We start from the raw sequence: 23,860 nt of genomic DNA, 5'->3' as shown, positions 1-23,860 counted from the left end.
CGCTTGGGAGCGTCTGCTTACCGCTTCTTGGCGGGCTTTTTCGCCGCAGGCGCAGGTGCCGCGGCCGGATGCGCGGGCGCGTCCTCGGGCACCTTGGCGTAGGTCAGGATCTGCAACTGACCGTTGACGGCCGAGGTCGGCTTGGCCCGGTCGAGAAACTGCTCCTCGCCGAGGCCGATCGGATGCAGCCGCTTGGTCGAGATCTTGAACGTGTTGACCAGCACGTCGCGGATCGCGTCTGCCCGGCGCTGGCTCAGGATCGCGTTGGCCTCGCGCGTCTTCGAATTGGATTCGACATGGCCGACGATCAGGAAGGTGTAGGGCAGCAGAGAGGCGTGAACCAGGGCGTCGGCGATGCGGCCGACGGTCTGGTAGGACGCCGGCTGGATGATCGGCGTGTCGGCGTCGAACTGGATCTGCGCGTTGAAGGCGGGCAGGCTCGCGAGGTCAGGCGCGATCAGCGGGCGGTTCACCGGGCCGGGATCGTTCTTGATCCTGGTCTTGGCGCGCTCCATCACCTGCTGCTTCAGCGCGGGAAGGTCGACCTCGGCGGCCTGTTCGAAATGGTTGAGCTTGCCGACGATCTCGTCGCGGGTCGGCGCAGCCGTCTGCGCGCGCGCGGCGCCCGCGAGCAGGGCGAGACCGAACGCCACGCTTAGTCCGACGGTCGAGAGCCCCTTCGCGCGCATCAGCGATACCCCGCGTCGTCAACGGCCTTCAGGCAGTTGTTGCTGATGCCCTTGGGCGCCGAGACCAGGCAGGGGATCGACTTGCTGGTCTCCTTGGTCGAGCCGCCGCAGACCTTGACGATCTCGCGCTGGCAGGCCTGCGCCACGGTGACGCGCGCGGCGACGCGCTTCTGGATGGCGTCGAACACGCGGAGATAGTCGCTCTGGCACTGCGGCGAGAGCACGTCGCGGTTGCGCGACAGGCACTCCTTGAGCCGGGTCGAGTCCGGATTGACGCCGCGGCAATTGGCGACGATTTCCGCGCCGCAACTCGCCGCCAGCTTCCCGATCGAATCGCCAAAGCTCATGGTCTCGGCCGCCGCAAGCGACGGCATAACCAATGCCAGCACGATCAATGTGATGGAGCCCCGGACCATGGGTTTATCTGATACGGGGAAGTTCGCGGTGGTCAAGGGCTGTTCGGGGGAGAACCGTCGAGAGTCCGGCAAGTGCGGCGAACAGTCCTCACTCGGCGTCCGTGGCGGGAGGCCATTCGATCACGACGGCCGTGTGGTTCCTGAGGTCCTCGGCAAACTCTGGGTCGGCCTCGAGCTCGGCCAGCGTCCTCGGCGGGGGAAGCCGGCGGCCCTCGTCGCTGAGGTCGTGCGCGTAGAATGCGAGTGCCTCGGGTGCATTCTCCAGGGCCTCGTCCACGTCGTCGCCGCCGGAGATGCAGCCCGGCAGGTCCGGAAACCACAGGCTGACGGCGTCGGGATCTGCGTCCTCGATGATGGCAACATATTGAGCCATGTCGGGCCTCACGCCCGCTGCACGAAGCTGTCCACGACCTTCTTCTCGCCGGCCTTGTCGAAGGCGATGGTGAGCTTGTTGCCGTCGATCTTGGTGACGCGGCCGTAGCCGAATTTCTGGTGGAAGACGCGGTCTTCGAGCGAGAATTCGGAGGTCGTTCCTGTGGATTTGGCGACCAGCTCGCCCTCGATCGTCAGCGGTCCGCGCCGGCGCGAGGAGAAGCTGCCGAAATCCGGTCCGGATGACGAGGACGATGAGAACGTCGTGGCTTCTTCCTCGAAGCCGCCGCTTCGGCCACTGCTATTGCGGCCACCACCTCGGTTGCGGTTGGCCTGGGCGCGCTGCCAGCCCGGCGTCGTGTAGCTGGAGCCGAACGCCTCCATGTCGTCGAAGCGCGAGGCGCCGTAGCCGCCGGTGCCGCCCCAGGCCGAGCCGCCCTTGGACTCCGTGATCTCGACATTGGCCGCAGGCAATTCGTCGAGGAAGCGCGACGGGATCGTGGTCGACCATGTCCCATGGATGCGCCGGTTGGTCGCGAAATAGATCATGGCGCGGCGGCGCGCGCGGGTCAGGCCGACATGGCCGAGCCGGCGCTCTTCCTCGAGGCCGGCGCGGCCCTGTTCGTCCAGCGTGCGCTGGCTCGGGAACAGGCCTTCCTCCCAGCCCGGCAGGAACACGTTGTCGAATTCGAGGCCCTTGGCCGAATGCAGCGTCATCAGCGACACCGCGTCCTCCTCGGCGCCGCCCTCGCGGTCCATCACCAGCGAGATGTGCTCGAGGAATCCCTGCAGGTTCTCGAACTCCTCCATCGAGCGCACGAGCTCTTTGAGGTTCTCAAGCCGGCCCGCGGCATCGGCGGAGCGGTCCTTCTGCCACATCTCGGTATAGCCGCTCTCGTCGAGCACGATCTGGGCGAGATCGGTGTGGGCGGTGACCTCGCGCTGGGCGCCCCAGCGGTCGAACTGGGCGACGAGATCGCGCAAGGACCCGCGCGCCTTCGGCTTCAGCTCGTCGGTCTCGACCACGGCGCGCGCCGCCTCGAACAGGGGAATGCGGCGCTTGCGGGCGTGGTCATGCAGCATCTGGATGGTGGCATCGCCGAGGCCGCGCTTCGGCGTGTTGACGATGCGCTCGAAGGCGAGATCGTCCGCGGGCGAATTGATGACGCGCAGATAGGCCAGCGCGTCGCGGATCTCGGCGCGCTCGTAGAAGCGTGGGCCGCCGATGACGCGACAGGGCAGGCCGAGCGTGACGAAACGGTCTTCGAACTCGCGCATCTGGTAGGAGGCGCGCACCAGAATGGCGATCTCGTTGAGCTTCTCGCCCTGGCGCTGCAGCTGCTCGATCTCCTCGCCGATGCCGCGGGCTTCCTCTTCCGAATCCCACGAGCCCGTGACGGTGACTTTCTCGCCGTCCTGGTCCTCGGTGCGCAGCGTCTTGCCGAGCCGGCCTTCATTGTGCGCGATCAGATGCGAGGCGGCGGCGAGGATGTGGCCGGTGGAGCGATAGTTCCGCTCGAGGCGGATCACCTTGGCGCCGGGGAAATCGTGCTCGAAGCGGAGGATGTTGTCGACCTCGGCGCCGCGCCAGCCATAGATCGACTGATCGTCGTCGCCGACGCAGCAGATGTTTTTGGTTTTCTCCCTCTCCCCGTCCTTCACGGGGAGAGGGGCGGGGTGAGGGGCTGTCTCCATGAGCTCGGTGCTCGGAGAGTCCCCCTCACCCGCCGCACTCTCGCGCGCAATTGCGCTGCCGAGTGCGTCGGCCTCTCCCCGCACGCGGGGAGAGGCGAACGAAGGCGCCTGCGACAGCAGCCGCAGCCACAGATATTGCGCGACGTTCGTGTCCTGGTACTCGTCGACCAGGATGAACTTGAAGCGCTGCTGGTACTGCCGGAGGATATCCGGGTGCTCGCGGAAGATGCGGATGTTCTCGAGCAGCAGATCGCCGAAATCGGCGGCGTTCAAAATCTTCAGCCGCTCCTGATAACTCGCATAGAGCTTGCCGCCCTTGCCGTTGCCGAACATCGCGGCTTCGCCCGAGGGCACCTGCGAGGGCATCAGGCCGCGATTCTTCCAGCCGTCGATCAGGCCGGCCAGCATGCGCGCCGGCCAGCGCTTGTCGTCGATGTTCTCGGCCTGCAGCAACTGCTTCAAGAGCCGCACCTGGTCGTCGACGTCGAGCACGGTGAAGTTCGACTTGAGCTGCGCCAGCTCGGCATGGAAACGCAGGATGCGGCCGCCGATGGAGTGGAAGGTGCCGAGCCACGGCATGCCTTCCACGGCGTGGCCGAGCATCTGGCCGAGCCGGTGCTTCATCTCGCGCGCGGCCTTGTTGGTGAAGGTCACCGACAGGATCTCGGCGGGGCGGGCGCGGCCCTGGCTCAGGATATGGGCGATGCGCGTGGTCAGCACGCGCGTCTTGCCGGTGCCGGCGCCGGCCAGCACCAGGACCGGGCCGTCCAGCGTCTCCACCGCCTCGCGTTGCTCGGGATTGAGCCCGGACAAATATTTCGGGCCCACCGAGGCGCGCGCACGCGCGGCGATGCCGCCGGCTGCGGGCTGGTGGTCGGGAACGCTGGTGATCTTGCTCGGCTCGGTCATGCGAATCATTTGGCCCCACGATGGCACCGCGGGGTGACGGGAGGGAGCCTTCTTAACAGGGATTGGCCCCCTATATGGGGCGGCGAGGTGGGTTTTCCACGTGCGCGGCGGCCCGATTTGTTCCAGCGCGAGGTGCGAATTTCGCCGTTGTACGTGCCGGAACCATCGTTCCCGCGTCGAGATTGTCTGGGCAGGTGGCGCGGCCAGCCGTGCCGAGAGACATCAAGACGAGGGTTTGACCATGCTAGGCTGGGTTGTGACGTTTCTGGTTATCGCACTGATCGCCGGCATCCTGGGCTTCGGCGGCATCGCCGGCGCTTCGATCGAGATCGCCAAGATCATCTTCTTCATCGCGGTCGTCCTGTTCCTGGTCTCGGCCGTGGTCGGCTTGGCGCGCGGCCGCAACAGGATATAGGTGCTTCCCTGCGGCCGGCGCGCGATCAAGCCGCTGCTGCTCGATCGCGCTGAACTTACCGCTTCGAGGGCATCGCCACGCTGCGGCCGATGCCCTGGGGGCGCGTCAGGGCGCTGTGAGACTTGGCGACCCCGGCAATGCGCTGCTGGATGTCGGGCGGAAACGGCGCGACGCGCCGCGCCTTCATGTCCATGTGCAGCGACATGTTTTCGGAGGTCGCCGACAGCCAGCCCTCGGTGCCGTGCCTCATCTCCTCGAAGGTGTGCAGCCGCTTGTCGTCGGCGTCCAGCAGCCACACCAGGATCTGCACGGGGTCGCCGAGATGGATCTCGCGCAAATAGCGCACATGGCATTCGGCGGTGAAGGTCGAGCCGTGGCGCTCTTTCTTGTAGACCGGGCCAATCCCGAGCTCGAGCCAGAACTCGTCGATCGCCCGGTCGAACATCACGTTGTAATAGGCCATGTTGAGATGGCCGTTGTAGTCGATCCATTGCGGCTCGACCTGCATGATCGAAGAGCGGAACGGCTCTGCGCTCGGCGCTGTGGCGGCGGTCTCCGGCATGTGTCCTTCCCAAGCTATGCGTCCGGTCCCTTGACTTGACCGGTTATATGTCCTTTGCCACGGTCTCTTCTCGTCGGGAGGAATTTCCGTGGGTACGACCATCACCAATAGTCCGCCGCGGCCGGAGCCGAAAGCCCTCGCGAGCGCGCTGGAACAGCTTGCCGCACGCTTCGGCAATCGCCTCATCACCTCGCAGGCCGTCCGCGAGCAGCACGGCCATACCACCACGTGGATCGTCAATCAGCCGCCGGACGGCGTGGTGATGGCGCAGGAGACCGCCGACATCCAGGACGTGGTGCGGATCTGCGCGAAGAACCGCGTGCCCGTGATCGCCTTCGGCACCGGCACCTCGCTGGAGGGCCAGGTCAACGCGCCTGCCGGCGGCATCTCGATCGATTTGCGCGACATGAACAAGGTGCTCGCGGTGCATGCCGAGGACCTCGACTGCGTGATCCAGCCCGGCGTCACCCGCAAGGCGCTGAACGAGCATCTGCGCGACCAGGGCCTGTTCTTCCCGATCGATCCCGGCGCGGATGCCTCCCTCGGCGGCATGGCCTCGACCCGCGCCTCCGGCACCAACGCGGTGCGCTACGGGACCATGCGCGACAGCGTGCTCGCGCTGAAGGTGGTGCGCGGCGACGGCGAGATCATCACGACGGGTACGCGCGCGAAGAAATCATCCGCGGGTTACGACCTCACGCATCTGTTCGTCGGCGCCGAGGGCACGCTCGGCATCATCTCGGAATTGACCATCCGCCTGCGCGGCATTCCCGATACGATTGCGGCCGGTGCGGTGTCGTTCGAGACGGTGCACGGGGCGTGTCAGGCCGTGATCCTGGCGATCCAGACCGGCATTCCCGTGGCGCGCATCGAGTTGCTCAATGCCGCGCAGGTGAAGGCCTGCAACGCATACTCCAAGCTGACGCTGCCGGAGACGCCGCTGCTCTTGATGGAATTCCACGGCAGCGAGATCGAGGTCGCCGAGCAGTCCAAGGCGTTCGGCGAGATCGCAAAGGACTGCGGCGGCGGCGAATTCTCCTGGACCACCAAGCCGGAGGATCGCACCAAGCTGTGGCAGGCGCGGCACGACGCCTATTGGTCGGTGAAGGCGCTGCGTCCCGGCGACAGCATCGGCGTGGTTGCAACCGACGTCTGCGTGCCGATCTCGCGGCTTGCCGACTGCGTCAGCGAGACCGAGGAGGATCTCAAGCGTCTCAATTTGTTGTCGCCGATCGTCGGCCATGTCGGTGACGGCAATTTCCACTGCTCGCTGGTCTGCGATACCAACGACGCCGACGAGATGGCGCGCGGCGAGGAGTTCATGCACCGCCTGGTCGAGCGCGCGCAGGCGATGGACGGCACCTGCACCGGCGAGCACGGCATCGGCCAGGGCAAGCAGAAATACCTCAAGGCCGAGCTCGGTCCCGAGGCGCTGGAGGCGATGCGGGCACTGAAGAAGGCACTCGATCCGCTCAACATCTTCAACCCCGGCAAGATCGTGCCGGAGGCGTAACGCAATCCGGGAACTTTCAGCAGTCCCACCGGTTCCAATTCCCGACAATTTCCGATGCCTCAATGGCGCGGCTTTGCGGGAGGATGCGATGTTGCGACCGGTCATTGGAATTGCCGTGATGGCGCTTGCCTGTCTGCTGACGGGCACGGCTTTGGGCAAAGGCGGCGGCGGTCACGGCGGTGGCCATGGTGGCGGCCATGGCGGTGGCCATCACGGCGGTGGCCATCACGGCGGCGGCCATTTCCATGGCCACGGTTTCGGGCACGCGCACGGCGGCGGTCATCATCGCGCGATGCGGTTTGCAACGGGCGCCCGACACGGTTCGAATTTCGGTCAGATCCGCAACGCGTCCGTGCGCCCCGCGAACTTCCGCAACGCGCTCAATTTGCATTCCAGCGCCTTCCGGAACGGTCGTCTCATCAGCAACCCGGCGGCGCGCGCCCAGATCACGGCTGCGGCCGCGCTTGCGGGCTGGCATGGCGCCAGCAGCGGATGGTGGCAGCATCCAGGCGGCGGCTACGGCTGGGTCGGACCGCTGTTCTGGCCGTTCGCCTACAACGACTTCTACGACTACACCATCTGGGGCGACGGTCTCGGCTTCTGGGGCTACGGCTATCCGGACATCTATGCCGGCCTCTTCGGGCCCTATGGCTATGACGGCCTCTCGGCCTATCTGCCGCAGCGCCCGCAGGGACGGCGGCAAGCGCGCGGCGTTGCGCTGGATCAGCTGTGCGGCAGCGACCGCCGCGAGATCGTCGGTCTGCCGATCGACCAGATCGCCGCGGTGGTGCAGCCGACCGAGGCGCAAGGCGCCAGTCTCGATGCGCTCGGCAGTGCCTCGATCGACGCTGCCGCGCTGATCCGCGCGTCCTGTCCGTCGCAGGTCGCAGCGACGGCACCCGGCCGGCTGGCGGCGATGCAGCAGCGTGTCGAGGCCATGGTGAAGGCCGTCGATCTCGTTCAGCCCGCCCTCGACGGCTTCTATGGCTCGCTCACCGACGAACAGAAGGCGCGGTTCAATGCGCTGGCCGAAGATCAGCGTCGCACAACGGCGTCCAACGGCAGCGGGGGATCGCTGGTCCCGACCTGCGGTGCGTCTGCCGCGCTCGATTGGCCCGGCACCGACATCGAGGCGAGGCTTCACCCCAACGACACCCAGCGCGCCGCGCTGCAGGTGCTCCAGGATACCAGTGCCAAGGTCAGTGCATCGCTGAAGGCGGCCTGCCAGCCCAGCGAGGTGATGACGCCGCCGGCGCGATTGGCCGCGGTCCGCAAGCGGCTCGATGTGATGCTCGACGGCGTCAAGTCGGTGCGCGCAGCGCTGGAGGATTTCTACGCCACGCTGAATGACGAGCAGAAGGCGCAGTTCGAGGCCATCGGCCCACGGCGGACGTCCTGAATGCGTATGGAGCGTGACGGAAGAATCGCCTCGCCGATCTCGGCGGGGCTCTCTATGCTGGGGAGAGGCGGCAGCGCGGCGAGATGACGGCGCGAAGAGCGCGGACGGTGGAACGATGAGATGGTTCGCGCGCAAGACGCGGCGGGAGATCTGGGACGAAGCCATCGAGGGGCCGCTCGGCGACATCGAGGCCGCGGCGCGCATTCGTGCGATCTGCGAGGCGGCGGCCGCGAGCGCCGCGGGGGCCGCACGCAACGACAAGCGCGAAAGCGCGCGCTACGAGCGCGCCGCCAAGGTCGCGATGGAGATCGCGATGAAGATATCGGATGGACTGATGCGCGACGATGCGGTCCGTCGCATCGTCGATCTCTGCATGGAGGCGGGCGATCTCAAGACCGCGCAGATCCTGTTTCGCGCGATCCATGCCAGCTGGATGCGCGAGAGGGTGCAGCAGGACCATCCCGAGCTGGCGCAGTAAGGACGACTATTTCGCCAGCTTGCGCACGGCCTCGTCCACGCTGTGGAAGACGCGCTCGCGGGGCAGGGCTTCGTACAATCTGAAGCGCTCGAACGCGTCCTGTGCGCGCACCGATTCCAGCCGGGCCAGTGCGACGGTGACGCCCTGCTCGTTGCACGCCTTGAAGATGTCGAGCAGGATCTGCGCCGCGGTGAAGTCGATCTCGACCATGCCGCTCGCTTCCAACACCAGGAGTTGCGGCCTCGCCGTGCCGAGCACCTTCGCGACGTCGCTGCGGAAACCCGGTGCGTTCAGGAACGAGAGCGGCGCCTGCAGCCCGATCACGGCAACGCCGTCGATCCGCTCGCCGCCGATGTGCGGATGGGCCGGCCACCAGATCGTGGTGCCCGGCACGCGCTCGAACTCGACCAGCCGCGCCCGCGTCGTGCTCCAGATGCCGTGCAGCAGCGACAGCACGATGCCGAGGAACGCGCCCTGCTGGATCGGGAGCACGATGATCAGTGCCGCCGTGGCGAGGATCAGGAGGAATTCGCTTCGGGATTGCCGGTAGACCGTCACGATCTGCTTCGTGCGGACGATGCGCAGCGCGACGAACAGCAAAATGCCGCCGAGCGCCGCGTCCGGAACGTGCCGCAGCAGCCCGGTGCCGAATGCGAGCAGCGCCAGCACGATCGCCGCCGCTGCAAGCCCCGCGAGCTGCGATTGTCCGCCGGTCTCGGCGACGATCCCCGTGCGCGGCGGGCTGGCATTGACCGGAAACGCGCCGAACAGGCCGGACAGCACGCTGCCGGCGCCGGCGCCGAGGAAGTCGCGATCGACGTCGGCAGGCTTGTCGGGATCGGACGGGAACGAGCGCGTGGTCGCGGCGGTCTGCACCATCACCACGACCGTGATCACGAAGGCGAGCGGCACCAGATGCACCCAATGCTCCAGCGCAAGCTCGGGCAGGGTGAGCCGCGGCAGCGTCCCCGGCACCGCGCCGACCACGCTCACGCCCTTGCTCTCGAGACCGAGCGCGATCACGGCCAGCGTCGCCACGACGAGCCCGATCAGCGCGCCCGGAATTTTCGCGCTGATCTTCTCGGAGACGAAGACCGTTGCGAGCACACCGAGGCCGATGCACAGCGTGAAGGGATTGCTGCGGTTAAGTTCGCCTGCGAGCACGCCGATGCGATCGAGCGTCGGCCCGCTCGGCGACCTCAGCCCCAGCACGCCGGGCAATTGCGACACGATGATGTGGACGGAGATGCCGGCGAGGAAGCCGACCATCACCGGCACCGACAGCAGGTTGGCGATGCCCCCGAGGCGAAAGGCGCCGCCGGCAAGCATCATCGCGCCGACCATCAGCGACAGTGCGATCGCAAACCCCTGATATTGCGGCGAGCCGACAGTGGCGAGCGCCGCAAGCCCGCCGGCGAAGATCGGAGTGATCGTGGAATCGGCGCCGCAGGACAGGAAGCGGTTGCCGCCGAGCAGCGCGAAGCCGAGCGAGCCGGCCATGAACGCGAAGAAGCCGATCTGCGGCTCAAAGCCGCCGAGCCGCGCCGTGGCCATCTGCTCCGGGATCGCTATCGCCGCCAGCGTCAGCCCCGCGATCAGATCGCCCGGCAGCGAATGGGAGGCGAGCGAGCGGAGCAGCGGCCATGCGTGCTCTCTTGCGCTCTTGGCGTCGGCGTCGTGCGGCATCGAGGTCCCCGGAAAGCCTGTGTCGATCGATTAGACTACAGCATTTCCGGATTGGAAGGCGGCAGACGCAATCTCTCGACATCCGACGTCGTTGCGAGCGAAGCGAAGCAATCCAGATTCCACCGCGGCGGCAATCTGGATTGCTTCGCTGCGCTCGCAATGACGGAGGGCATGTTTGCCCTCCGAATCTCGCGACGTCCTCTCAATACCTGCCGCGGTTGTAGTCGCCGTGTCCCATCCCTCCGCCGCCGCCACCCAGGCCCACGCCGAGGCCAATCCCGATGCCGATGCCTTGCATCACGGCGGCGGGCGGCGGGCCGCGATCCGGCGGCGGTGCGCGCTCGTAGACCACGTTCTCAGGCGGCGGACGGCGCGGCTTCGGCGGCGTTTCGACCACCTTGCGCTTCGGCGGGGTGTCGTCGACGCGCTTCTTGATCACGGGCGCCACGGCCGGGTTGACCGGAGAGGCCGGAGGCGTGGGCGTCGAGCACGGGCAGGTCGGGGCCATCGCGACGGCGATCGGAACAGGCGTCGACGCCGCGGCCACGGGCAGGGCATAGTTGCGGTTCTGCACGCGGAGCAGCAGCCTGCGCGCGGTTGCCGCGAGATCGCTATTGTCCCAGTTCGCCAGATACGCCTCGAACGAGGCGCGGGTGTTGATCGCGACCGCGCGCTCCCAGGCCAGCATCTGGCGCCGGCGCTCCACGACCGTGCGCAGGCGCGGCGTGCGGGCGTCCTGCGCGTACAGCTCGATGTAGGCCTGATACGCCTCTACGGTGTCGTCCGCGATCACGAGCTCATAGGCGGCCTTCGGCTCCTTGCCCTGCAAATCCCGGCGCCAGTCCGCGACGCTGCGCGAGCCGCTGGCGAGCGCCATGGCGGATGCGCCCGGGAGAGCTGGCTGACCGCTGCTGTCGCCGCCGAAGAACTTGAAGTCGGTCGTCAGCGACGAGCTTTCCCAGGGGATCTGCCGTCCGTCGGTCGATTGCGCCACCGCGATGCGGATGCGCTTGAACACCTCCTCGATCGGCAGATTGGGCTGCTTGGCGATGGTCAGCGCAGCCGTGGTGTAGGGGCTGTCGATGCCGTTGCCGTCCTCCGCCTCGGCGCCGGGCGAGGTCGAATAGGAAATGAAGGAGCCGGGCGCGCCGGCCTTGGTGTCGACGATCGCAAGCCCGTGGCCGGCGCCGCTGAGCGCGGGGAACGGATTGTTGCGGCAGGCATCAAGCATGAAGATGCGCGCCCGCGTCGGCAGCGCACCGAGCGTGTTGAGCATGTCGTTCAGCCGCACGCCCTGGAGCGGAATGTCGGCCTCGCGCTTCGGATCGAGGTCGACGGGCACCAGATAGTTCTCGCCGTCGATCTGCAGGCCATGGCCGGCATAGAACACCAGCGCGACGGTGTCGGCGCCGCTGGCGCTGACCCTGCCGGCGAAGTCCGAGATCGTCGCGCGCATCTCGTTCTGATCGAGATTGGCTGCCGATGTGACGGTGAAGCCGGCATTGCCGAGCAGCTCGGTCATGCCCTTGGCATCGTTGGCGGCGTTGGGCAGTTCCGGCACGGTGCGATAGGCGGACTGGCCGATTACCAGCGCGAGCCGTGCTTCGGCCGCGGCACCGGCCGGCATTGTCAGTTGTGTGAGAGCAAGAAGGCCGGACGCAAGCAGCAAATTGGAAAGGACTGGACGGCGCATGATGTCACCTCCATCGGCAATGCGCGCGATGATGACACCTTTTCTACGTCCCGGCCATGACACTGTCTGTGCGCCGGCTCACGCTTGGCGTGCGACAGATCGGGCAGGATGTCTGCCCGGCCGGCGCGTCCGGCCGTAGCGCCTCACGGCAGTCCGCGGTCCCAGGGCGTCACGGGCGCAAAGCGCGCGGCGAGAAAGTCGATGAAGGCGCGCACCTTGGCCGGCGGTCGGCGGTCGGGCAGGTAGACCGCATGCACCGCCGAGGTTTGGATCTCCGGCTGGTCGAGCGGCAGCGCGACCAGTGCGCCCGAGCGCAGATCATCGGCGATGATGAAGGTGGGTTGTCGTGCAAGGCCGAGGCCGGCCAGCGTCGCCGCGCGCAGCGCATCGCCGTTGTTGGCACGCAAGGTGCCGCTGACCTGGACGCGGATCTCGCCCTCGGCGCCGAACAGCCATTCCGCCGCGCTCGCCTGCTGCGAGAGCGTGTAGCCGAGGCAATTATGCCCGGCGAGGTCGGCGACGGTGCGCGGCGTGCCGTGGCTGGCAAGATAGGAAGGTGCGGCACAGACCACGAGGCGGTTCGGCGCGAGCTTTCGGGCCACCATGCTGGAGTCGCGCAAGCTGCCGATGCGGATCGCGAGGTCCCAGCCTTCCTCGGCGAGGTCGACGAGGCGATCGTTGAGACCGAGCTCGACGGTGACCTCGGGATGGGCTGCCGAGAACTCTGCGATCGCAGGCGCAATCTGTCTTGTGCCGAACACGACCGGGACATTGACGCGCAGCAGCCCCCGCGGCTCGACGCGTTCGAGCGCGATCGCGGCGTCGGCGGCCTCCATGTCGGCGAGGATGCGCTCGGCGGCTTCCAGATAGCTCCGTCCGGCCTCGGTCATGGAGAGCCGCCGCGTGGTGCGATGGAACAGCTTTGTGCCGAGCCGGGTCTCCAGCGAAGCGACATGCTTGGTGACCATGGTCTGCGATAGTCCCATCGCCCGGGCCGCGCCGGAGAGGCTGCCGGTGGCGGCCACCTTCGCGAAGACTTCCAGGCTGGTCAGGCGGTCGAGCAAGAGCTATCTCACTCCATTGGTGTGAAGTATATTTCGAAAATAGCAGATTATCATCGATTTGAGAATAGATCATGGTGCGCCGCAAAGGAGACCGCCATGATCGATTCCCGTACCGCCCCTTATGCCGCACTGGTGCTGCGCGTGACCCTGGGCGCGCTGTTCCTCGCCCATGCCAGCCTGAAGCTGTTCGTGTTCACCCCGGCTGGCACCGCAAAGTTCTTCGGCAGCCTCGGCTTCCCGCCCGAGCTCGCCTATCTCATCATGACCGTGGAAGTTCTCGGCGGCGTCGCCCTCATCCTCGGCGTCTGGACCCGCTACGCTGCGCTGGCCGGCATTCCGATCCTGCTCGGCGCGATCTTCACGGTGCATGGCGCGGCCGGCTTCTTCTTCACCAATCCGAAGGGCGGCTGGGAATTCCCCGCCTTCTGGGCGATCGCGCTCGCGGCGCAGGCCCTGCTCGGCGACGGCGCCTACGCGCTGCGTCCCTCCCGTGATGTCCACGCTGCGGGCGGCCAGCTCAGCGCCGCGCATTCGCGCTGACGTTTAGCTTAGACCTCGCGAGCCGCGGGACCACGATCCCGCGGCTTTCGTTCGTGTGCTTCGTACAATCCAATCGATATGCGTTCGGCATTGATCCATACCTGAATTGGATCGATCCCTCGCAATCCTGCATGGCAGGAGTTGTCGCTGCCGTGCGGCATGCGCGAAAACACCGATAAACAAAGGCGTTCCATCGCGGCTTCCGCACAGCGCCTGTCGCTCGTGCCATCGCGACGCCGCCGCCGCATCCCTTGCCTGTGCCGTCGCTTTGGCCATACAGTCGAGCCAACACGCCGCGACTATGATCGCGGCTGCAAAAAGAATAATTGGGGAGAGACCGCACCATGACCATCGTGCCCGTGAACCGTCGCGCGTTCATCAAGTCATCGGCGGCGGTCACCGCCGGCCTCGTTCTCTCTCCCGCGATCATCGGCCGCGCCGAGGCTGCGACGATGAAGCTGAAATGCTCCTCCTCGCTGCCGAACGATCCCAAATACGCCAACGGCCGCGTCTTTTACGACAACCTCGTCAAGAACCTGAAGGGCAATGGGCTGGGCGAGCAGGTCGAGGTCGCGTTTTTTCCGGACAACCAGCTCGGCCAGGAGATCGACGTCATCAATTCGGTGAAGCTCGGCGTCATCGACCTCATGGTGTCGGGCTCGTCGATCTCGGCCAATCTGGTACCGCTGGTCGGCACCTTCGATCTCGGCTTCCTGTTCTCGAGTTTCCCGCAGCAGACCAAGGCGTTCGATGCCGGCGCCGCCAAGCCGATCGAGGATGCCCTGCTCAAGGATGGCAACATCCGCATCATCGCCTGGGCCTACAATTTCGGCTCGCGCAGCGTGCTGGCGAAGAAGCCGGTGAAGACTCCGGAGGATCTCGCCGGCCTCAAGATCCGCACCCTGCCCAACCCCGTCATCACCGAATGCTTGCGCCTGATGGGGGCGGCTGCGACGCCGCTGGCGTTCGGCGAGATCTATACGGCCTTGCAGGCCGGCGTGCTCGATGGCCTCGAGCACGATCCGCCGACGATCCTCGCCAGCAAGTTCTTCGAGACGTCGAAATTCTACGGGCTGACGCAGCACAATTTCTCGCCGCTCGCGATCTATTTCAGCGACATGACCTACAAGCGCATGGATCCGAAGCTGCGCGAGGGTTTTCTCGATGCCGCGAAGAAGGCCGCGGTCGACACACGTGCTCATGGGCTCGCAGTCGAGAAGGAGGCGCTGGCGGCGCTCGGCGAGAAGGGCGTGACGGTGGCCGAATGCGACCGCGAAGCCTTCAAGAAGCGCGTCGCGCCGCAGATCGAGAACTTCATCAAGGCGCGGCCGGAATCCAAGCCGGTCATCGACATGATCCGCGCGACGCAAGCCTGATGGCCAAGTCCGAAATGGCGATGACAGGGGCCGTGCCGCTCTCGGGCGGCCGCCACGGTAGCATGACGCTTCTGCTTCGCCTCAGCGACGCGATCGCGGCCATCCTGCTGGCCGCCGATCTCGTGGTGGTCTGCGCTTCCGTGCTGCTGCGCTTCTTCTTCAACGCGCCGGTCGAATGGTCCGACGACGTCGCCCGCGGATTGATGGTCGGCTCGGCCTTCTTCGGCGCGGCGAGCGCGCTCGCGCGCGGCGAGAATGTCGGCGTCTCCTTCTTCCGCGACCTGTTGCCGGTGCGGCTGCGCACGCTGGTCGATGCCGCCAGCGCGCTGCTGATCGTGCTGATCTCCGGCTATGTCGCCTACAATGCCATCAAGCTGGGCTCGCTCACCGCCGGCCAGACCACCGGCTCCGGGCTGCCGCTGGAATTGACCTTCTACCCGATGGGCATCGGTGCGTTGTTCATGGCGGTGTTCGCGATCGACCATCTCTGCGCGCGGCCGCTGCCTGATATCGTCAGGGGGCTGGTCGCAATCATCGCGGTGACCGGCCTTTATCTCGCCTGGGATTATCTGTCGCCGTCCTCGGTGCCGTCGGCAGGCACCTTGATGCTGCTCGGCTTCTTTGCAACGCTGTTCGGCGGCTTGCCGATCGGCTTTGCGCTGGCGCTCGCCGCGCTGATCTTCATCTGGGTCGAGGGCGCGCTGCCCGGCGTGATCTTCGCCCAGCAGATGGCACGCGGCATCGACAATTTCGTGCTGCTCGCGATCCCGTTCTTCATCCTCGTCGGCTACCTCATGGAAGCCAACGGCATGTCGGTACGCCTGATCGAGCTGCTGCAGCGCGCGGTGGGCCGCATGCGCGGCGGCCTCAACGTCGTGATGGTGGCCTCGATGGTGCTGTTCTCGGGGATATCAGGCTCGAAGATGGCGGATGTCGCCGCGGTCGGCTCGGTGTTGATCCCGGCTGCGCGCCGCTCCAGGCAGAATCCGGGGGGCGCGGTGGCGCTGCTGGCGGCCTCCGCGGTCATGGCGGAAACCATTCCGCCCTGCATCAACCTGATCATCCTCGGCTTCGTCGCCAACCTGTCGATCGGCGGCCTGTTCATGGCCGGGCTGCTGCCGGCCGCGCTGATGGCGCTGGTGCTGATCGCGGTCTCCATCATCTTCGGCAAGCCGCCGGCGGAAGCCGAGGAAGTCGCGCCGCAGGCGCCGGTGTCCGGGCTCTGGAGCGGCGCGATCGCCGCGTTCGGCCTGATCTTCATGATCTTCTTCGGCTTCAAGAGCGGCTTTGCCACGGCCACCGAAATCTCCGCCTTTGCCGTGGCCTATGCGCTGGTCGTCGGGAGCCTGGTGTTTCGCGAGCTCGACTTCAGGACGGCCGCGCACAGCTTCGTCCAGGCTGCAACGCGCGCGGGCCTCGTGCTGTTCATCGTCGCCGCCGCGCAGTCGCTCGCGTTCACGCTGACGCTGCAGCAGGTGCCGCACGCGGTCGGCGACTTCATGCTGGGGCTGTCGAAGACCTCGGGCGTCTGGCTGTTCATCCTGCTCGCGATCGTCGTGCTGATCGTGATGGGCTCGGTGCTGGAAGGCGCGGCCGCGCTGATCATTTTCGGGCCGCTGCTCTTGCCAGTCGCGGTGCAGCTCGGCGTCGATCCCCTGCATTTCGGCGTCGTGCTCGTCATCGCGATGGGCATCGGCCTGTTCGCGCCGCCGCTCGGGCTCGGGCTCTACGGCGCCTGCCTGATCGGCAACGTGCCGATCGAGCAGACGGTGAAGCCGATCATGGGCTATCTGGGCCTGCTGTTCCTCTGCCTGCTCGTCATCGCCTTCGTGCCATGGCTCTCGACCGCGCTGCCGCGGGCATTCGGCTACTGAAGGAGTCTTGTCGTGAAGGTTCTGCTCGCGCACACGCCGGAGATGCGGCGCAATTACTATGGCGATCGCAGCCTGAACGGCCTGCGCGCGGCCGCCGAGGTGATCCTGCACGACAGCGATGAGACTTTGGATGCAGCCGGCCTCGTGCGCGCCGCCAAGGACGTCGACATCATCGTCGCCGATCGCATGACGGAGGGGCGCGGTGAGATCTTTGCGCAGTTGCCGCGTCTGCGTGCGTTCGTCCGCTGCGCCGTCGACATCCGCAACGTCAACGTGGACGCAGCCTCGGAGGCCGGCGTGCTCGTGACCCGCGCGGGGCCCGGCTTCGTGCAGGCCGTCGCCGAGCTCGCGCTCGGCTTCATGGTCGATCTCTCGCGCGGCGTGTCGCGGACGACCGCGGACTATCAGGCCGGCCGCAAGCCGGAAGCACGGATGGGCCGCCAGCTCGCCGGCAGCAAGGTTGGCATCATCGGCTATGGCAGCATCGGGCGCTATCTCGCCGAGATCGCAAAGGCGCTGCGCATGGGGGTGCTGGTCTCCGATCCCTTCGCAACCGTCACCGATGCCGCAATCCGGCAAGTCGGTCTCGGCGAGCTTCTCGCCGCATCGGACTATGTCGTCTGCCTCGCCATCGCCAACGAGCAGACCGAGAACCTGATCGGGGAGGCCGCGCTGGCGCGCATGCAGAAGCATGCCGTCTTCATCAATCTCTCCCGCGGCAATCTCGTCGACGAGGCGGCGCTGGCACGCGCGCTGCGCGAGAACCGCATCGCAGGTGCTGCGATGGACGTCGGTCGTGCACCGGACCAGATGCCGACGCCCGAGCTTGCGAAGCTGCCGAACGTCATCGCGACCCCGCATGTCGGCGGTTTGACGCCGCAGGCGATCGAGTACCAGTCGCTGGAAACCGTGCGGCAGGTCGAGGCGATCGTGCGGGGCGAGGTGCCGCAAGGCGCCGTCAACGCCGAGCGGTGGAGTAGGCGGCCCTGAAAGCTCGCCCTGCCTCGAACCTCGTTCCGACCCGCGACGTCAAAGTTCCCTGCCCGTTGTGAAATGGTTCATTGAGCAGGATTGAGCAAATGAAGGTTCTGATCACTGCGGTATGCGCCGTCCTGATCGGCGTGTCTCTGAGCGCCTGCCTCACATCATCCCGACACGAAGCCGCCTTACGGCCAGTCGAACGGCAGGAAATCCGATCGTTAGGAAGCAAGACGGTCGCGGCGGATGCTCCTGTTGCCGAGGTGATGGCGCTCGTCCATATTCATTCCACGGCGCCACGGTTGTCGGTGCAACGTGCGAGTGGCAATGCAGCGAGCAGTTCTGTTCGACCTTGACGACACGCTTCTCGATCGTTCTGCCGCCATTCCAGCGTTCGTCATCTCCCAGGCTCGTCGACTTCTGGAGATGCAAGTGCCCGATGCTGTACGGTTTGCGGAGCGCTTCGTCGAGCTCGAGGAGCGCGGCCGGGTCTGGAAGGATCAGGTTTACAGGGAGTTGGGCCGAGAGTTTCCGCCAGCACGGCACGCTGACGAGCGCCTTTTGAAGGTATCTGCGGTCGTTTCCAAAGGCCTGCCGCTTGCGACAGGGCGCGGCCGAACTGTTGCGCCAGCTCCGGGGCAATGGCATCAAAGTCGGATCGTCACCAATGGCCGCTCGGACATGCAGCTTGCCGTTGTCAGCGCCTTGGGACTTGGGGATCTCATGTGCGGTCGTCATCTCTCATCCTGAGGAGCCCGCCCAAAGCGGGCGTCTCGAAGGATGGGCCGCGGGAGAGCGCTCCCAAATGCGATTGCGCTCCCGCTCTAGGGGCATCTCGCGAAAATCGCTTGACCCAGACGGCCCCGGATGGTCGGTAGCACCGTCTAGGGATGAAATAAAAACACCATGCGGCTTCCGTTCTTCTACGGCTGGGTCGTGGTCGCGGTGACGTTCGTCACCATGGCCATCGGCGTCAACGCGCGCACCGCTTTCTCTCTGTTCTTTCCGCCGATCATCTCCGAATTCGGCTGGGAGCGCGGCATCACCGCGGGCGCCTTCTCGTTCGGCTTCGTCGCCTCCGGCGTCGCGAGCCCGCTGATCGGCCGTCTGATGGATCGCGCCGGTCCCCGCGCGGTGATGGAGCTGGGCGTGGTGCTGATGGGCGGCGGCTTGCTGCTCGCACCGCTCACCAGCCAGCCCTGGCATCTCTATCTCACCATCGGCGTCATGGTCGGCGCCGGCAGCGTCTGTCTCGGCTATTCCGGCCAGTCGCTGTTCCTGCCGAACTGGTTCATCCGCAAGCGCGGATTTGCCATCGGCATCGCCTTTGCCGGTGTCGGCATCGGCTCGGTGACGCTGCTGCCATGGGTGCAGCACATGATCGAGCAGGCCGGCTGGCGCACCGCCTGCACGGCGATGGGCCTGCTCGTCCTGATCGCGCTGGCGCCGATCAACCTGCTGCTGCACAAGCGCCCCGAGGATATCGGTCTGCAGGCGGACGGCGATGCCGCACCTGGCGCCGGCGCCGCAAAGCCGATCTCGAACGTGGTCGATCCGGTCTGGGTCAATACCGAATGGACGCTGAAGCGCGCGGTGGCGACCGCGCGGTTCTGGTGGATTGCCGTCGGCTATTTCTCCGGCCTGTACATCTGGTACGCGGTGCAGGTGCACCAGACCAAATTCCTGCTCGATATCGGCTTCAGCCCCGGTGTCGCGGTGTGGGCGCTCGGCATCGTCAGCCTGCTCGGCATTCCCGGCCAGATCGTGCTCGGCCACGTCTCTGATCGAATCGGCCGTGAGTGGGTCTGGGCGATCAGCTGCGCAGGCTTTGCGATCTGTTTCGCGGCGCTGATCGCGCTCAAGTTCCAGCCGTCGCTGTGGCTGGTCTACGTCATGGTGTTCACGCAGGGCGCGCTCGGCTACGGCCTCACCTCGATCATGGGCGCGGTGGTGTTCGAGATCTTTCAGGGCAGGCACCAGGGCAGCATCTTCGGCACCATCATGCTGGCGGCGTTGGCGGGCGGTGCGGCCGGTCCCTGGCTCACCGGCCTGCTCTATGATCGCACCGGCGACTACACGCTCGCCTTTGCCATCGCAATGGTCGTGAGCGGCTTGTCGGCGCTGTCGGTGTGGCGGGCCTCGCCGGGCAAGGTGCGCGCCGTGGCCGGGCGGCTGCACAGGCTTGCACCGGCGTGCGAATAGGTTCCGGACGCATCAAGATCCTTCGGCGGCTCGTCGTGCGCGACCTAATGGAACCAGAGGACCAAAAGGAACGGCTGGGACGGAACTTGCCCCATACGGTGTTACCCATACCTGATTTGCAGTTGTCTAATCCGCGCCTCGCCTGCATCTAGATCGCATTGAGCGCACGAGGAAATTTCCCCCGTGGCAAACGGTTTTGTCGTTGAGCGTGAGGATACTTTGTCAGTGGACTGGATCTTGATGCGGGTCGCGAAGACAGATCAGAGCAAATGCTAAGACCGCTGTTTCGCGTCGCTCGGAGTGGTGAAAGCGGATATTTCGTGGGCCACCCGCAGTGAGACAAGTTGGCGGAATTGGTAATCGCCTCCTGGCAGCACTACCGTCTGCCGATTTCGATCTGCTGGCGCCCGAGCTGGAGACGGTCGCGCTGCTCGAGGACGCGTCGATTTCGCACGACGGTGATCCGGTCGACTATGTCTTGTTTCCTCATAGCGGTGCGGTCTCGCTGATGGTCGACTTGGCGGACGGCCAGACCGTTGCCAGCGCCCTGATCGGTCGCGAGGGGGCAATAGGTACTCTCTCCGTGTTTGGACCGTCATCCTCGGGTCTTACCGCCATCGTTCGTGCGGCGGGGACCGCCTCGCGAATCCCGGCGCGGCGATTTCACGCGGCGTTTCACCGAAGCTCCGCGATCCGGCACGCGATCCAGATTCACATCAAGGCGATGCTGGTACAGCTTCAGCGCGGCGGAGCCTGCAATGCGCTACATCCGGTGCAAGCCCGGATGGCACGCTGGCTGCTGCACATTTGCGACCGCATCGACGACGATGTCCTGCCTCTCACTCAGGAGGCGCTGTCGCAAATGCTCGGTGTGCGCCGAACGACCGTGACGCTCCTGATGCGCAATCTGCGTGCATCCGGCGCGATCAGATCTGATCGACGAGGCCGCATCGAGATCGACCGAGCAAGACTCGCGGCCGCAGCGTGCGAATGTCATGGCACGATGCATCGCGAGGTCGAGCAGATCTTCTCGACGAAATACGGCGCGACCTCGCGCATCGACTACGCCGACCCACATAGCGGGTGAATTGCCATTGTCGCGAGCGACCAGCGTCACCCGGATCAGCCCCACGGTGAGCGGCGGATGGATTTGTCGCTGATGTCGACCCGAAAAACCATGAACCGCCGCGTCACGCTCATACCGCCGTTCCCGGCTCGTCCTTTGCTCCGAGCACGCCGAGCCGCTCGGCGATCCTGACGAGTTCGACCACCGACTGGACCTGAAGCTTGTCCATGATCGCGCTTCGATGCGCCTTGATGGTCCGCTCTGTGCTGCCGAGCTCGCGCGCGGCATGCTTGCTCGTCTTGCCCTGGACGATGATCTCGAAGACCTGCCGCTGGCGCGGGGTGAGCGTCGCAAGCCGGCCCCGTAGCGCTTCCAGCTCGCCGTCGAGCTCGCGCGCGTTGCGATGCCGCGCGATCGCGCGTGCGATGGCTTTCAGGAGATCAACCGGGCCAACAGGCTTGATCAAGAAGTCGTCCGCGCCCGCCTTGATCGCCTTCACGGTGATGCTGACGTCCTGATATGCGCTCAGGAAGATGATGGGCAGTGTCGAGCCGCGCTCGGTCAGGCGGCTCTGCAACTCGATCCCGCTCATGCCCGGCATCCTGACATCCAGCAGAATGCAGCCCTTGTTTTCGTCGGGCTGCTGCTCCAGCAGTTGCTGCGCCGATGCATAGGTGGCAACGCGGTAACCGCTTGCCTCTAGAACTTGTTGGATGGCCGAAAGGTGCGATGCGTCGTCATCCACGACATGGACGATGCCGGGCAATGAATTCTCCTGAACGAAAAGTAGCCGCGTGCTTGCTTTTCTTGCTGTTGGTGCAGCGCCTTCTCGGTCAGTGCCGGATCACGTCGCTCTCGAGTGGCAGTTACGTCCGGCAATCGCGGGGTGCAAATCAAATCTGTGACAGCATGCGGCGGCGGACGTGGAGTGTGTCCTTTTGATCGCAAATGGGGATCGACGCGAGACAGGACCGAACGAGCGCGCCACTGTCCGAATACCTGGCGTTTCGACATAACCTCGTTCTGCCCGCTGCTGGTCATCGCCTTCAATGCCGCAGGCCGCAGCGAAAGAGCCCCGCCGGGAGGCGGGGCTCGAAAGCGTGGTCAGCCGCTCTACTTCTGGCTTGGCTGACTCGACGTCGAAGGCGGCGGCGCACTGTTCTGGTTGGTCTGTCCAGTCTGCGTGTTCTGGTTGGTGCTGGGCTGACTGGTGGACGGCGCGTTGCTTTGTGCCGGAGCCTGGCCGGTGGTCTGGCCTGACGGCGGTTGCGTGCTGGCCTGGCCCGTGGTGCCCGGTTGGTTCTGCGGAGCCTGACCAGTTGTGGCCGGTTGGTTCTGCTGAGCCTGGCCGGTTGTGGACGGCTGGTTCTGCGGGGCTTGACCGGTGGTCTGGTTCTGCTGCGCCGGCACGCTGCTCTGGCCGGTGCTTTGCCCGGTCGTGTTCTGCGGCGCCGTCTGGCTGTTCTGGCCCTGGCCAACCGTCGTCGACTGGCCCTGCGTGGCGCGGATCTGGTTGGAGACGCCGAGCGCAGCAACGGTGCGGGTATCGATCGTGCCGCTGGCCTCGAAGCCCTCCTGTCTCTGGAAGGTCATCAATGCCCTGCGTGTCCCCGGCCCCATGACGCCGTCGGCTTCGCCGGACAGCATGCCGCGTTCGATCAGGACCCGCTGAACAACGCGGATCTCGTTCGGGCTGAGATTCAGCGCAGCGATGCTGCCGCCACCTCCGCTGGAGCCACCACTCCGGGCATAGTGCGTCCGCGGCCCCGCGGGAATGACGTCGACGATCCTGCGGCTGCGGTCGGTGACGACGATCTCGTCGTCGACCACGAAGAAGCTGTCGTCGCGGTAGTCGGGATAGACGTCGATCAGCGCGGGATAATCCGCGACCGAAACCACGGCGATGCCCTGCGGCACCACCACGCCGGCACTGATCCCGAAGTTGATGGAATTGGTGTTGACGCGCACGCTGTCCACGTTGCGTGAGCTCAGCACCGATTGCTGCAGCGTCGCCTGCTGCTGCGGATTGAGTTGCACGCGGCCGGACATGCTCTGGGTGCCCGCGCCCTGGGTCTGAGCCTGAGCGTTGGCCTGACCTTGCGCGTTGGTGCCGGTCGTCATGCCCTGACCCTGCTGGGCACTCTGGTTCTGGACGTTACCCTGGGCGCTGGCGCCAGTGTTCGCGCCGGTCGTTGTCGTGCTCGGGCTCTGCGCGTGATTGTCTTGTGCGTTCTTGTCTTGCGCGGTGTTCTTGTCTGGCGCGGTGCCCTGGGTGTTCGCGCCGGTGGTCGTCGTGCTCTGACCCTGCGCGTTCTTGCCCTGGGCATTCTTGCCTTGTGCATTCCTATCCTGGACATTGTCCCTGGTATTGGCGCCCGGGGTGCTCTTGTTCTGGTCGGTGCCCTGCGACTGATGCGTACGGTCGCGGTCGCTGCGGCTCTGTCCGACGGTCTGCTCCTTCTGTCCGCTCTTGTCGCTCTCGGACTTGGACTGACGCGCCTGGTCCCTGTCGCCACGGCTCTCGCCGATCGTCTGGTCCTTGCCTTGCTTGTTCGGCTGCGATTGCGACTGACGCGAATCCTCGCGGTCGCGACCCTGACCGGTGGTCTGCTTGTCGCCCTTGTCCGCGGCCCGCCGGCTGTCTTGCGCCGCAGAGGAACCTTCAGCCCGGCCGCCCGTGCGGCCCTGCGTCATTCCTTCGCCGCGGGAGGCAGCACCTGCGCCCTGCGATGTGGCGCCGCCGGATCCGTGTTCCGCAGCACCTCCGCTGGCACCGCTACCGCTGCTCATGCCGCTTCCGCCGGCACCTTCACGCATGCCTTGCGCCGATGCGAGGCTGACGCCGGCGAGCAGGATTGCCGTGGTCAGCAAAAACTTGTTCTTCCTCGTGTTCATCTGAAGCTCCTTGGTTTGCTTTCGTTGCGACGGCTCAG

The 23,860-nt window shown here is 66.0% G+C and carries 23 protein-coding genes; 12 read left to right on the top strand and 11 right to left on the bottom strand.

Annotated features, from left to right (window positions below; genetic code table 11):
- Positions 1-17: 17 nt before the first annotated feature.
- The 4 genes from ACRQ5Q_RS34020 to ACRQ5Q_RS34005 form a co-directional block, all read right to left on the bottom strand.
- Positions 18-689 carry an OmpA family protein gene (locus ACRQ5Q_RS34020; RefSeq protein ID WP_439369981.1) on the bottom strand — a complete coding sequence of 224 codons (672 nt, stop codon included), beginning with the start codon at positions 687-689 and terminating at the stop codon, positions 18-20.
- Positions 689-1,105, bottom strand: coding sequence for a hypothetical protein (locus tag ACRQ5Q_RS34015; RefSeq protein ID WP_439369980.1), 417 nt, complete (start codon positions 1,103-1,105; stop codon positions 689-691). The genes ACRQ5Q_RS34020 and ACRQ5Q_RS34015 overlap by 1 nt, the downstream gene beginning before the upstream one ends.
- An 88-nt stretch (positions 1,106-1,193) precedes the next feature.
- Positions 1,194-1,478, bottom strand: coding sequence for a type II toxin-antitoxin system HicB family antitoxin (locus ACRQ5Q_RS34010; protein WP_439394305.1), 285 nt, complete (start codon positions 1,476-1,478; stop codon positions 1,194-1,196).
- Positions 1,479-1,486: 8 nt separating this feature from the next.
- Positions 1,487-4,090: an ATP-dependent helicase gene (locus ACRQ5Q_RS34005; RefSeq protein WP_439394303.1), complete on the bottom strand. Its 2,604-nt coding sequence runs from the start codon at positions 4,088-4,090 to the stop codon at positions 1,487-1,489.
- 232 nt (positions 4,091-4,322) lie between these two features.
- Between ACRQ5Q_RS34005 and ACRQ5Q_RS34000 the strand changes: the two genes are divergently transcribed.
- Positions 4,323-4,496 (top strand): DUF1328 domain-containing protein, encoded by a 174-nt coding sequence (locus tag ACRQ5Q_RS34000; RefSeq protein WP_008556598.1) that lies wholly within the window; start codon positions 4,323-4,325, stop codon positions 4,494-4,496.
- Positions 4,497-4,551: 55 nt separating this feature from the next.
- Here ACRQ5Q_RS34000 and ACRQ5Q_RS33995 read toward each other — a convergent pair whose 3' ends face one another.
- A complete protein-coding gene (locus tag ACRQ5Q_RS33995; protein ID WP_439394301.1) occupies positions 4,552-5,058 on the bottom strand; it encodes a thioesterase family protein in 507 nt (168 codons plus the stop codon).
- 88 nt (positions 5,059-5,146) lie between these two features.
- On the opposite strand from ACRQ5Q_RS33995, the gene ACRQ5Q_RS33990 reads away from it, so the two are divergent.
- Entirely contained in the window at positions 5,147-6,571 is a 1,425-nt protein-coding gene (locus tag ACRQ5Q_RS33990; protein ID WP_439394299.1) for an FAD-binding oxidoreductase, read from the top strand.
- A gap of 16 nt (positions 6,572-6,587) precedes the next feature.
- Here ACRQ5Q_RS33990 and ACRQ5Q_RS33985 read toward each other — a convergent pair whose 3' ends face one another.
- Positions 6,588-6,962, bottom strand: coding sequence for a hypothetical protein (locus ACRQ5Q_RS33985; protein ID WP_439394298.1), 375 nt, complete (start codon positions 6,960-6,962; stop codon positions 6,588-6,590).
- On the opposite strand from ACRQ5Q_RS33985, the gene ACRQ5Q_RS33980 reads away from it, so the two are divergent.
- Positions 6,957-7,970, top strand: coding sequence for a Spy/CpxP family protein refolding chaperone (locus ACRQ5Q_RS33980; RefSeq protein WP_439394296.1), 1,014 nt, complete (start codon positions 6,957-6,959; stop codon positions 7,968-7,970). The two genes, ACRQ5Q_RS33985 and ACRQ5Q_RS33980, sit on opposite strands and share 6 nt — an antisense overlap.
- Positions 7,971-8,085: 115 nt before the next feature.
- A complete protein-coding gene (locus ACRQ5Q_RS33975; RefSeq protein WP_439394294.1) occupies positions 8,086-8,448 on the top strand; it encodes a hypothetical protein in 363 nt (120 codons plus the stop codon).
- Between the two features lie 6 nt (positions 8,449-8,454).
- Here the strand turns inward: ACRQ5Q_RS33975 and ACRQ5Q_RS33970 are convergent, their stop codons facing one another.
- The 3 genes from ACRQ5Q_RS33970 to ACRQ5Q_RS33960 form a co-directional block, all read right to left on the bottom strand.
- Positions 8,455-10,134 (bottom strand): SulP family inorganic anion transporter, encoded by a 1,680-nt coding sequence (locus tag ACRQ5Q_RS33970; protein WP_439394292.1) that lies wholly within the window; start codon positions 10,132-10,134, stop codon positions 8,455-8,457.
- Between the two features lie 202 nt (positions 10,135-10,336).
- Entirely contained in the window at positions 10,337-11,827 is a 1,491-nt protein-coding gene (locus ACRQ5Q_RS33965) for a caspase family protein (protein ID WP_439394290.1), read from the bottom strand.
- A 143-nt stretch (positions 11,828-11,970) separates the two neighbouring features.
- Entirely contained in the window at positions 11,971-12,891 is a 921-nt protein-coding gene (locus tag ACRQ5Q_RS33960; protein WP_439394288.1) for a LysR substrate-binding domain-containing protein, read from the bottom strand.
- Between the two features lie 96 nt (positions 12,892-12,987).
- Here ACRQ5Q_RS33960 and ACRQ5Q_RS33955 point away from each other — a divergent pair, with 96 nt between their 5' ends.
- The 8 genes from ACRQ5Q_RS33955 to ACRQ5Q_RS33920 all read left to right on the top strand — a co-directional run bounded on the left by ACRQ5Q_RS33955 (position 12,988) and on the right by ACRQ5Q_RS33920 (position 20,948).
- On the top strand, positions 12,988-13,431 hold the full coding sequence (locus ACRQ5Q_RS33955) for a DoxX family protein (protein ID WP_439394286.1): 444 nt from the start codon (positions 12,988-12,990) through the stop codon (positions 13,429-13,431).
- A gap of 344 nt (positions 13,432-13,775) precedes the next feature.
- Positions 13,776-14,807 carry a TRAP transporter substrate-binding protein gene (locus ACRQ5Q_RS33950; RefSeq protein WP_439394284.1) on the top strand — a complete coding sequence of 344 codons (1,032 nt, stop codon included), beginning with the start codon at positions 13,776-13,778 and terminating at the stop codon, positions 14,805-14,807.
- 20 nt (positions 14,808-14,827) lie between these two features.
- Positions 14,828-16,681, top strand: coding sequence for a TRAP transporter large permease (locus ACRQ5Q_RS33945; protein ID WP_439399923.1), 1,854 nt, complete (start codon positions 14,828-14,830; stop codon positions 16,679-16,681).
- Between the two features lie 12 nt (positions 16,682-16,693).
- Entirely contained in the window at positions 16,694-17,671 is a 978-nt protein-coding gene (locus ACRQ5Q_RS33940) for a hydroxyacid dehydrogenase (protein WP_439394282.1), read from the top strand.
- An 89-nt stretch (positions 17,672-17,760) separates the two neighbouring features.
- A complete protein-coding gene (locus ACRQ5Q_RS33935) occupies positions 17,761-18,015 on the top strand; it encodes a hypothetical protein (protein WP_439394280.1) in 255 nt (84 codons plus the stop codon).
- Positions 17,987-18,409 carry a hypothetical protein gene (locus ACRQ5Q_RS33930; protein ID WP_439394278.1) on the top strand — a complete coding sequence of 141 codons (423 nt, stop codon included), beginning with the start codon at positions 17,987-17,989 and terminating at the stop codon, positions 18,407-18,409. The genes ACRQ5Q_RS33935 and ACRQ5Q_RS33930 overlap by 29 nt, the downstream gene beginning before the upstream one ends.
- A gap of 156 nt (positions 18,410-18,565) precedes the next feature.
- Entirely contained in the window at positions 18,566-19,861 is a 1,296-nt protein-coding gene (locus ACRQ5Q_RS33925; protein WP_439369967.1) for an MFS transporter, read from the top strand.
- Between the two features lie 334 nt (positions 19,862-20,195).
- Positions 20,196-20,948 (top strand): Crp/Fnr family transcriptional regulator, encoded by a 753-nt coding sequence (locus ACRQ5Q_RS33920; RefSeq protein ID WP_439369966.1) that lies wholly within the window; start codon positions 20,196-20,198, stop codon positions 20,946-20,948.
- Between the two features lie 109 nt (positions 20,949-21,057).
- Here the strand turns inward: ACRQ5Q_RS33920 and ACRQ5Q_RS33915 are convergent, their stop codons facing one another.
- Positions 21,058-21,693, bottom strand: a complete 636-nt coding sequence (locus ACRQ5Q_RS33915; RefSeq protein WP_439394276.1) for a response regulator transcription factor — start codon at positions 21,691-21,693, stop codon at positions 21,058-21,060.
- A 347-nt stretch (positions 21,694-22,040) separates the two neighbouring features.
- On the bottom strand, positions 22,041-23,822 hold the full coding sequence (locus ACRQ5Q_RS33910) for a peptidoglycan-binding protein (protein WP_439394275.1): 1,782 nt from the start codon (positions 23,820-23,822) through the stop codon (positions 22,041-22,043).
- Positions 23,823-23,860: the final 38 nt, after the last annotated feature.

This window comes from Bradyrhizobium sp. PMVTL-01 (genome assembly GCF_051861855.1).
GTDB lineage: Bacteria > Pseudomonadota > Alphaproteobacteria > Rhizobiales > Xanthobacteraceae > Bradyrhizobium.
This window is presented reverse-complemented; position numbering and strand designations above follow the sequence as displayed.

Bases quoted from the DNA above. Each gene is read 5' to 3' on its own strand.
- ACRQ5Q_RS33950 (WP_439394284.1), top strand. From the start codon at position 13,776: ATGACCATCGTGCCCGTGAACCGTCGCGCGTTCATCAAGTCATCGGCG.
- ACRQ5Q_RS34010 (WP_439394305.1), bottom strand. From the start codon at position 1,478: ATGGCTCAATATGTTGCCATCATCGAGGACGCAGATCCCGACGCCGTC.
- ACRQ5Q_RS33955 (WP_439394286.1), top strand. From the start codon at position 12,988: ATGATCGATTCCCGTACCGCCCCTTATGCCGCACTGGTGCTGCGCGTG.
- ACRQ5Q_RS34020 (WP_439369981.1), bottom strand. From the start codon at position 689: ATGCGCGCGAAGGGGCTCTCGACCGTCGGACTAAGCGTGGCGTTCGGT.
- ACRQ5Q_RS33995 (WP_439394301.1), bottom strand. From the start codon at position 5,058: ATGCCGGAGACCGCCGCCACAGCGCCGAGCGCAGAGCCGTTCCGCTCT.
- ACRQ5Q_RS33945 (WP_439399923.1), top strand. From the start codon at position 14,828: ATGACAGGGGCCGTGCCGCTCTCGGGCGGCCGCCACGGTAGCATGACG.
- ACRQ5Q_RS33970 (WP_439394292.1), bottom strand. From the start codon at position 10,134: ATGCCGCACGACGCCGACGCCAAGAGCGCAAGAGAGCACGCATGGCCG.
- ACRQ5Q_RS33965 (WP_439394290.1), bottom strand. From the start codon at position 11,827: ATGCGCCGTCCAGTCCTTTCCAATTTGCTGCTTGCGTCCGGCCTTCTT.
- ACRQ5Q_RS33925 (WP_439369967.1), top strand. From the start codon at position 18,566: ATGCGGCTTCCGTTCTTCTACGGCTGGGTCGTGGTCGCGGTGACGTTC.
- ACRQ5Q_RS34015 (WP_439369980.1), bottom strand. From the start codon at position 1,105: ATGGTCCGGGGCTCCATCACATTGATCGTGCTGGCATTGGTTATGCCG.
- ACRQ5Q_RS33975 (WP_439394294.1), top strand. From the start codon at position 8,086: ATGAGATGGTTCGCGCGCAAGACGCGGCGGGAGATCTGGGACGAAGCC.
- ACRQ5Q_RS33985 (WP_439394298.1), bottom strand. From the start codon at position 6,962: ATGCAAATTGAGCGCGTTGCGGAAGTTCGCGGGGCGCACGGACGCGTT.
- ACRQ5Q_RS33910 (WP_439394275.1), bottom strand. From the start codon at position 23,822: ATGAACACGAGGAAGAACAAGTTTTTGCTGACCACGGCAATCCTGCTC.
- ACRQ5Q_RS33935 (WP_439394280.1), top strand. From the start codon at position 17,761: ATGAAGGTTCTGATCACTGCGGTATGCGCCGTCCTGATCGGCGTGTCT.
- ACRQ5Q_RS33930 (WP_439394278.1), top strand. From the start codon at position 17,987: ATGCAGCGAGCAGTTCTGTTCGACCTTGACGACACGCTTCTCGATCGT.
- ACRQ5Q_RS34005 (WP_439394303.1), bottom strand. From the start codon at position 4,090: ATGATTCGCATGACCGAGCCGAGCAAGATCACCAGCGTTCCCGACCAC.
- ACRQ5Q_RS34000 (WP_008556598.1), top strand. From the start codon at position 4,323: ATGCTAGGCTGGGTTGTGACGTTTCTGGTTATCGCACTGATCGCCGGC.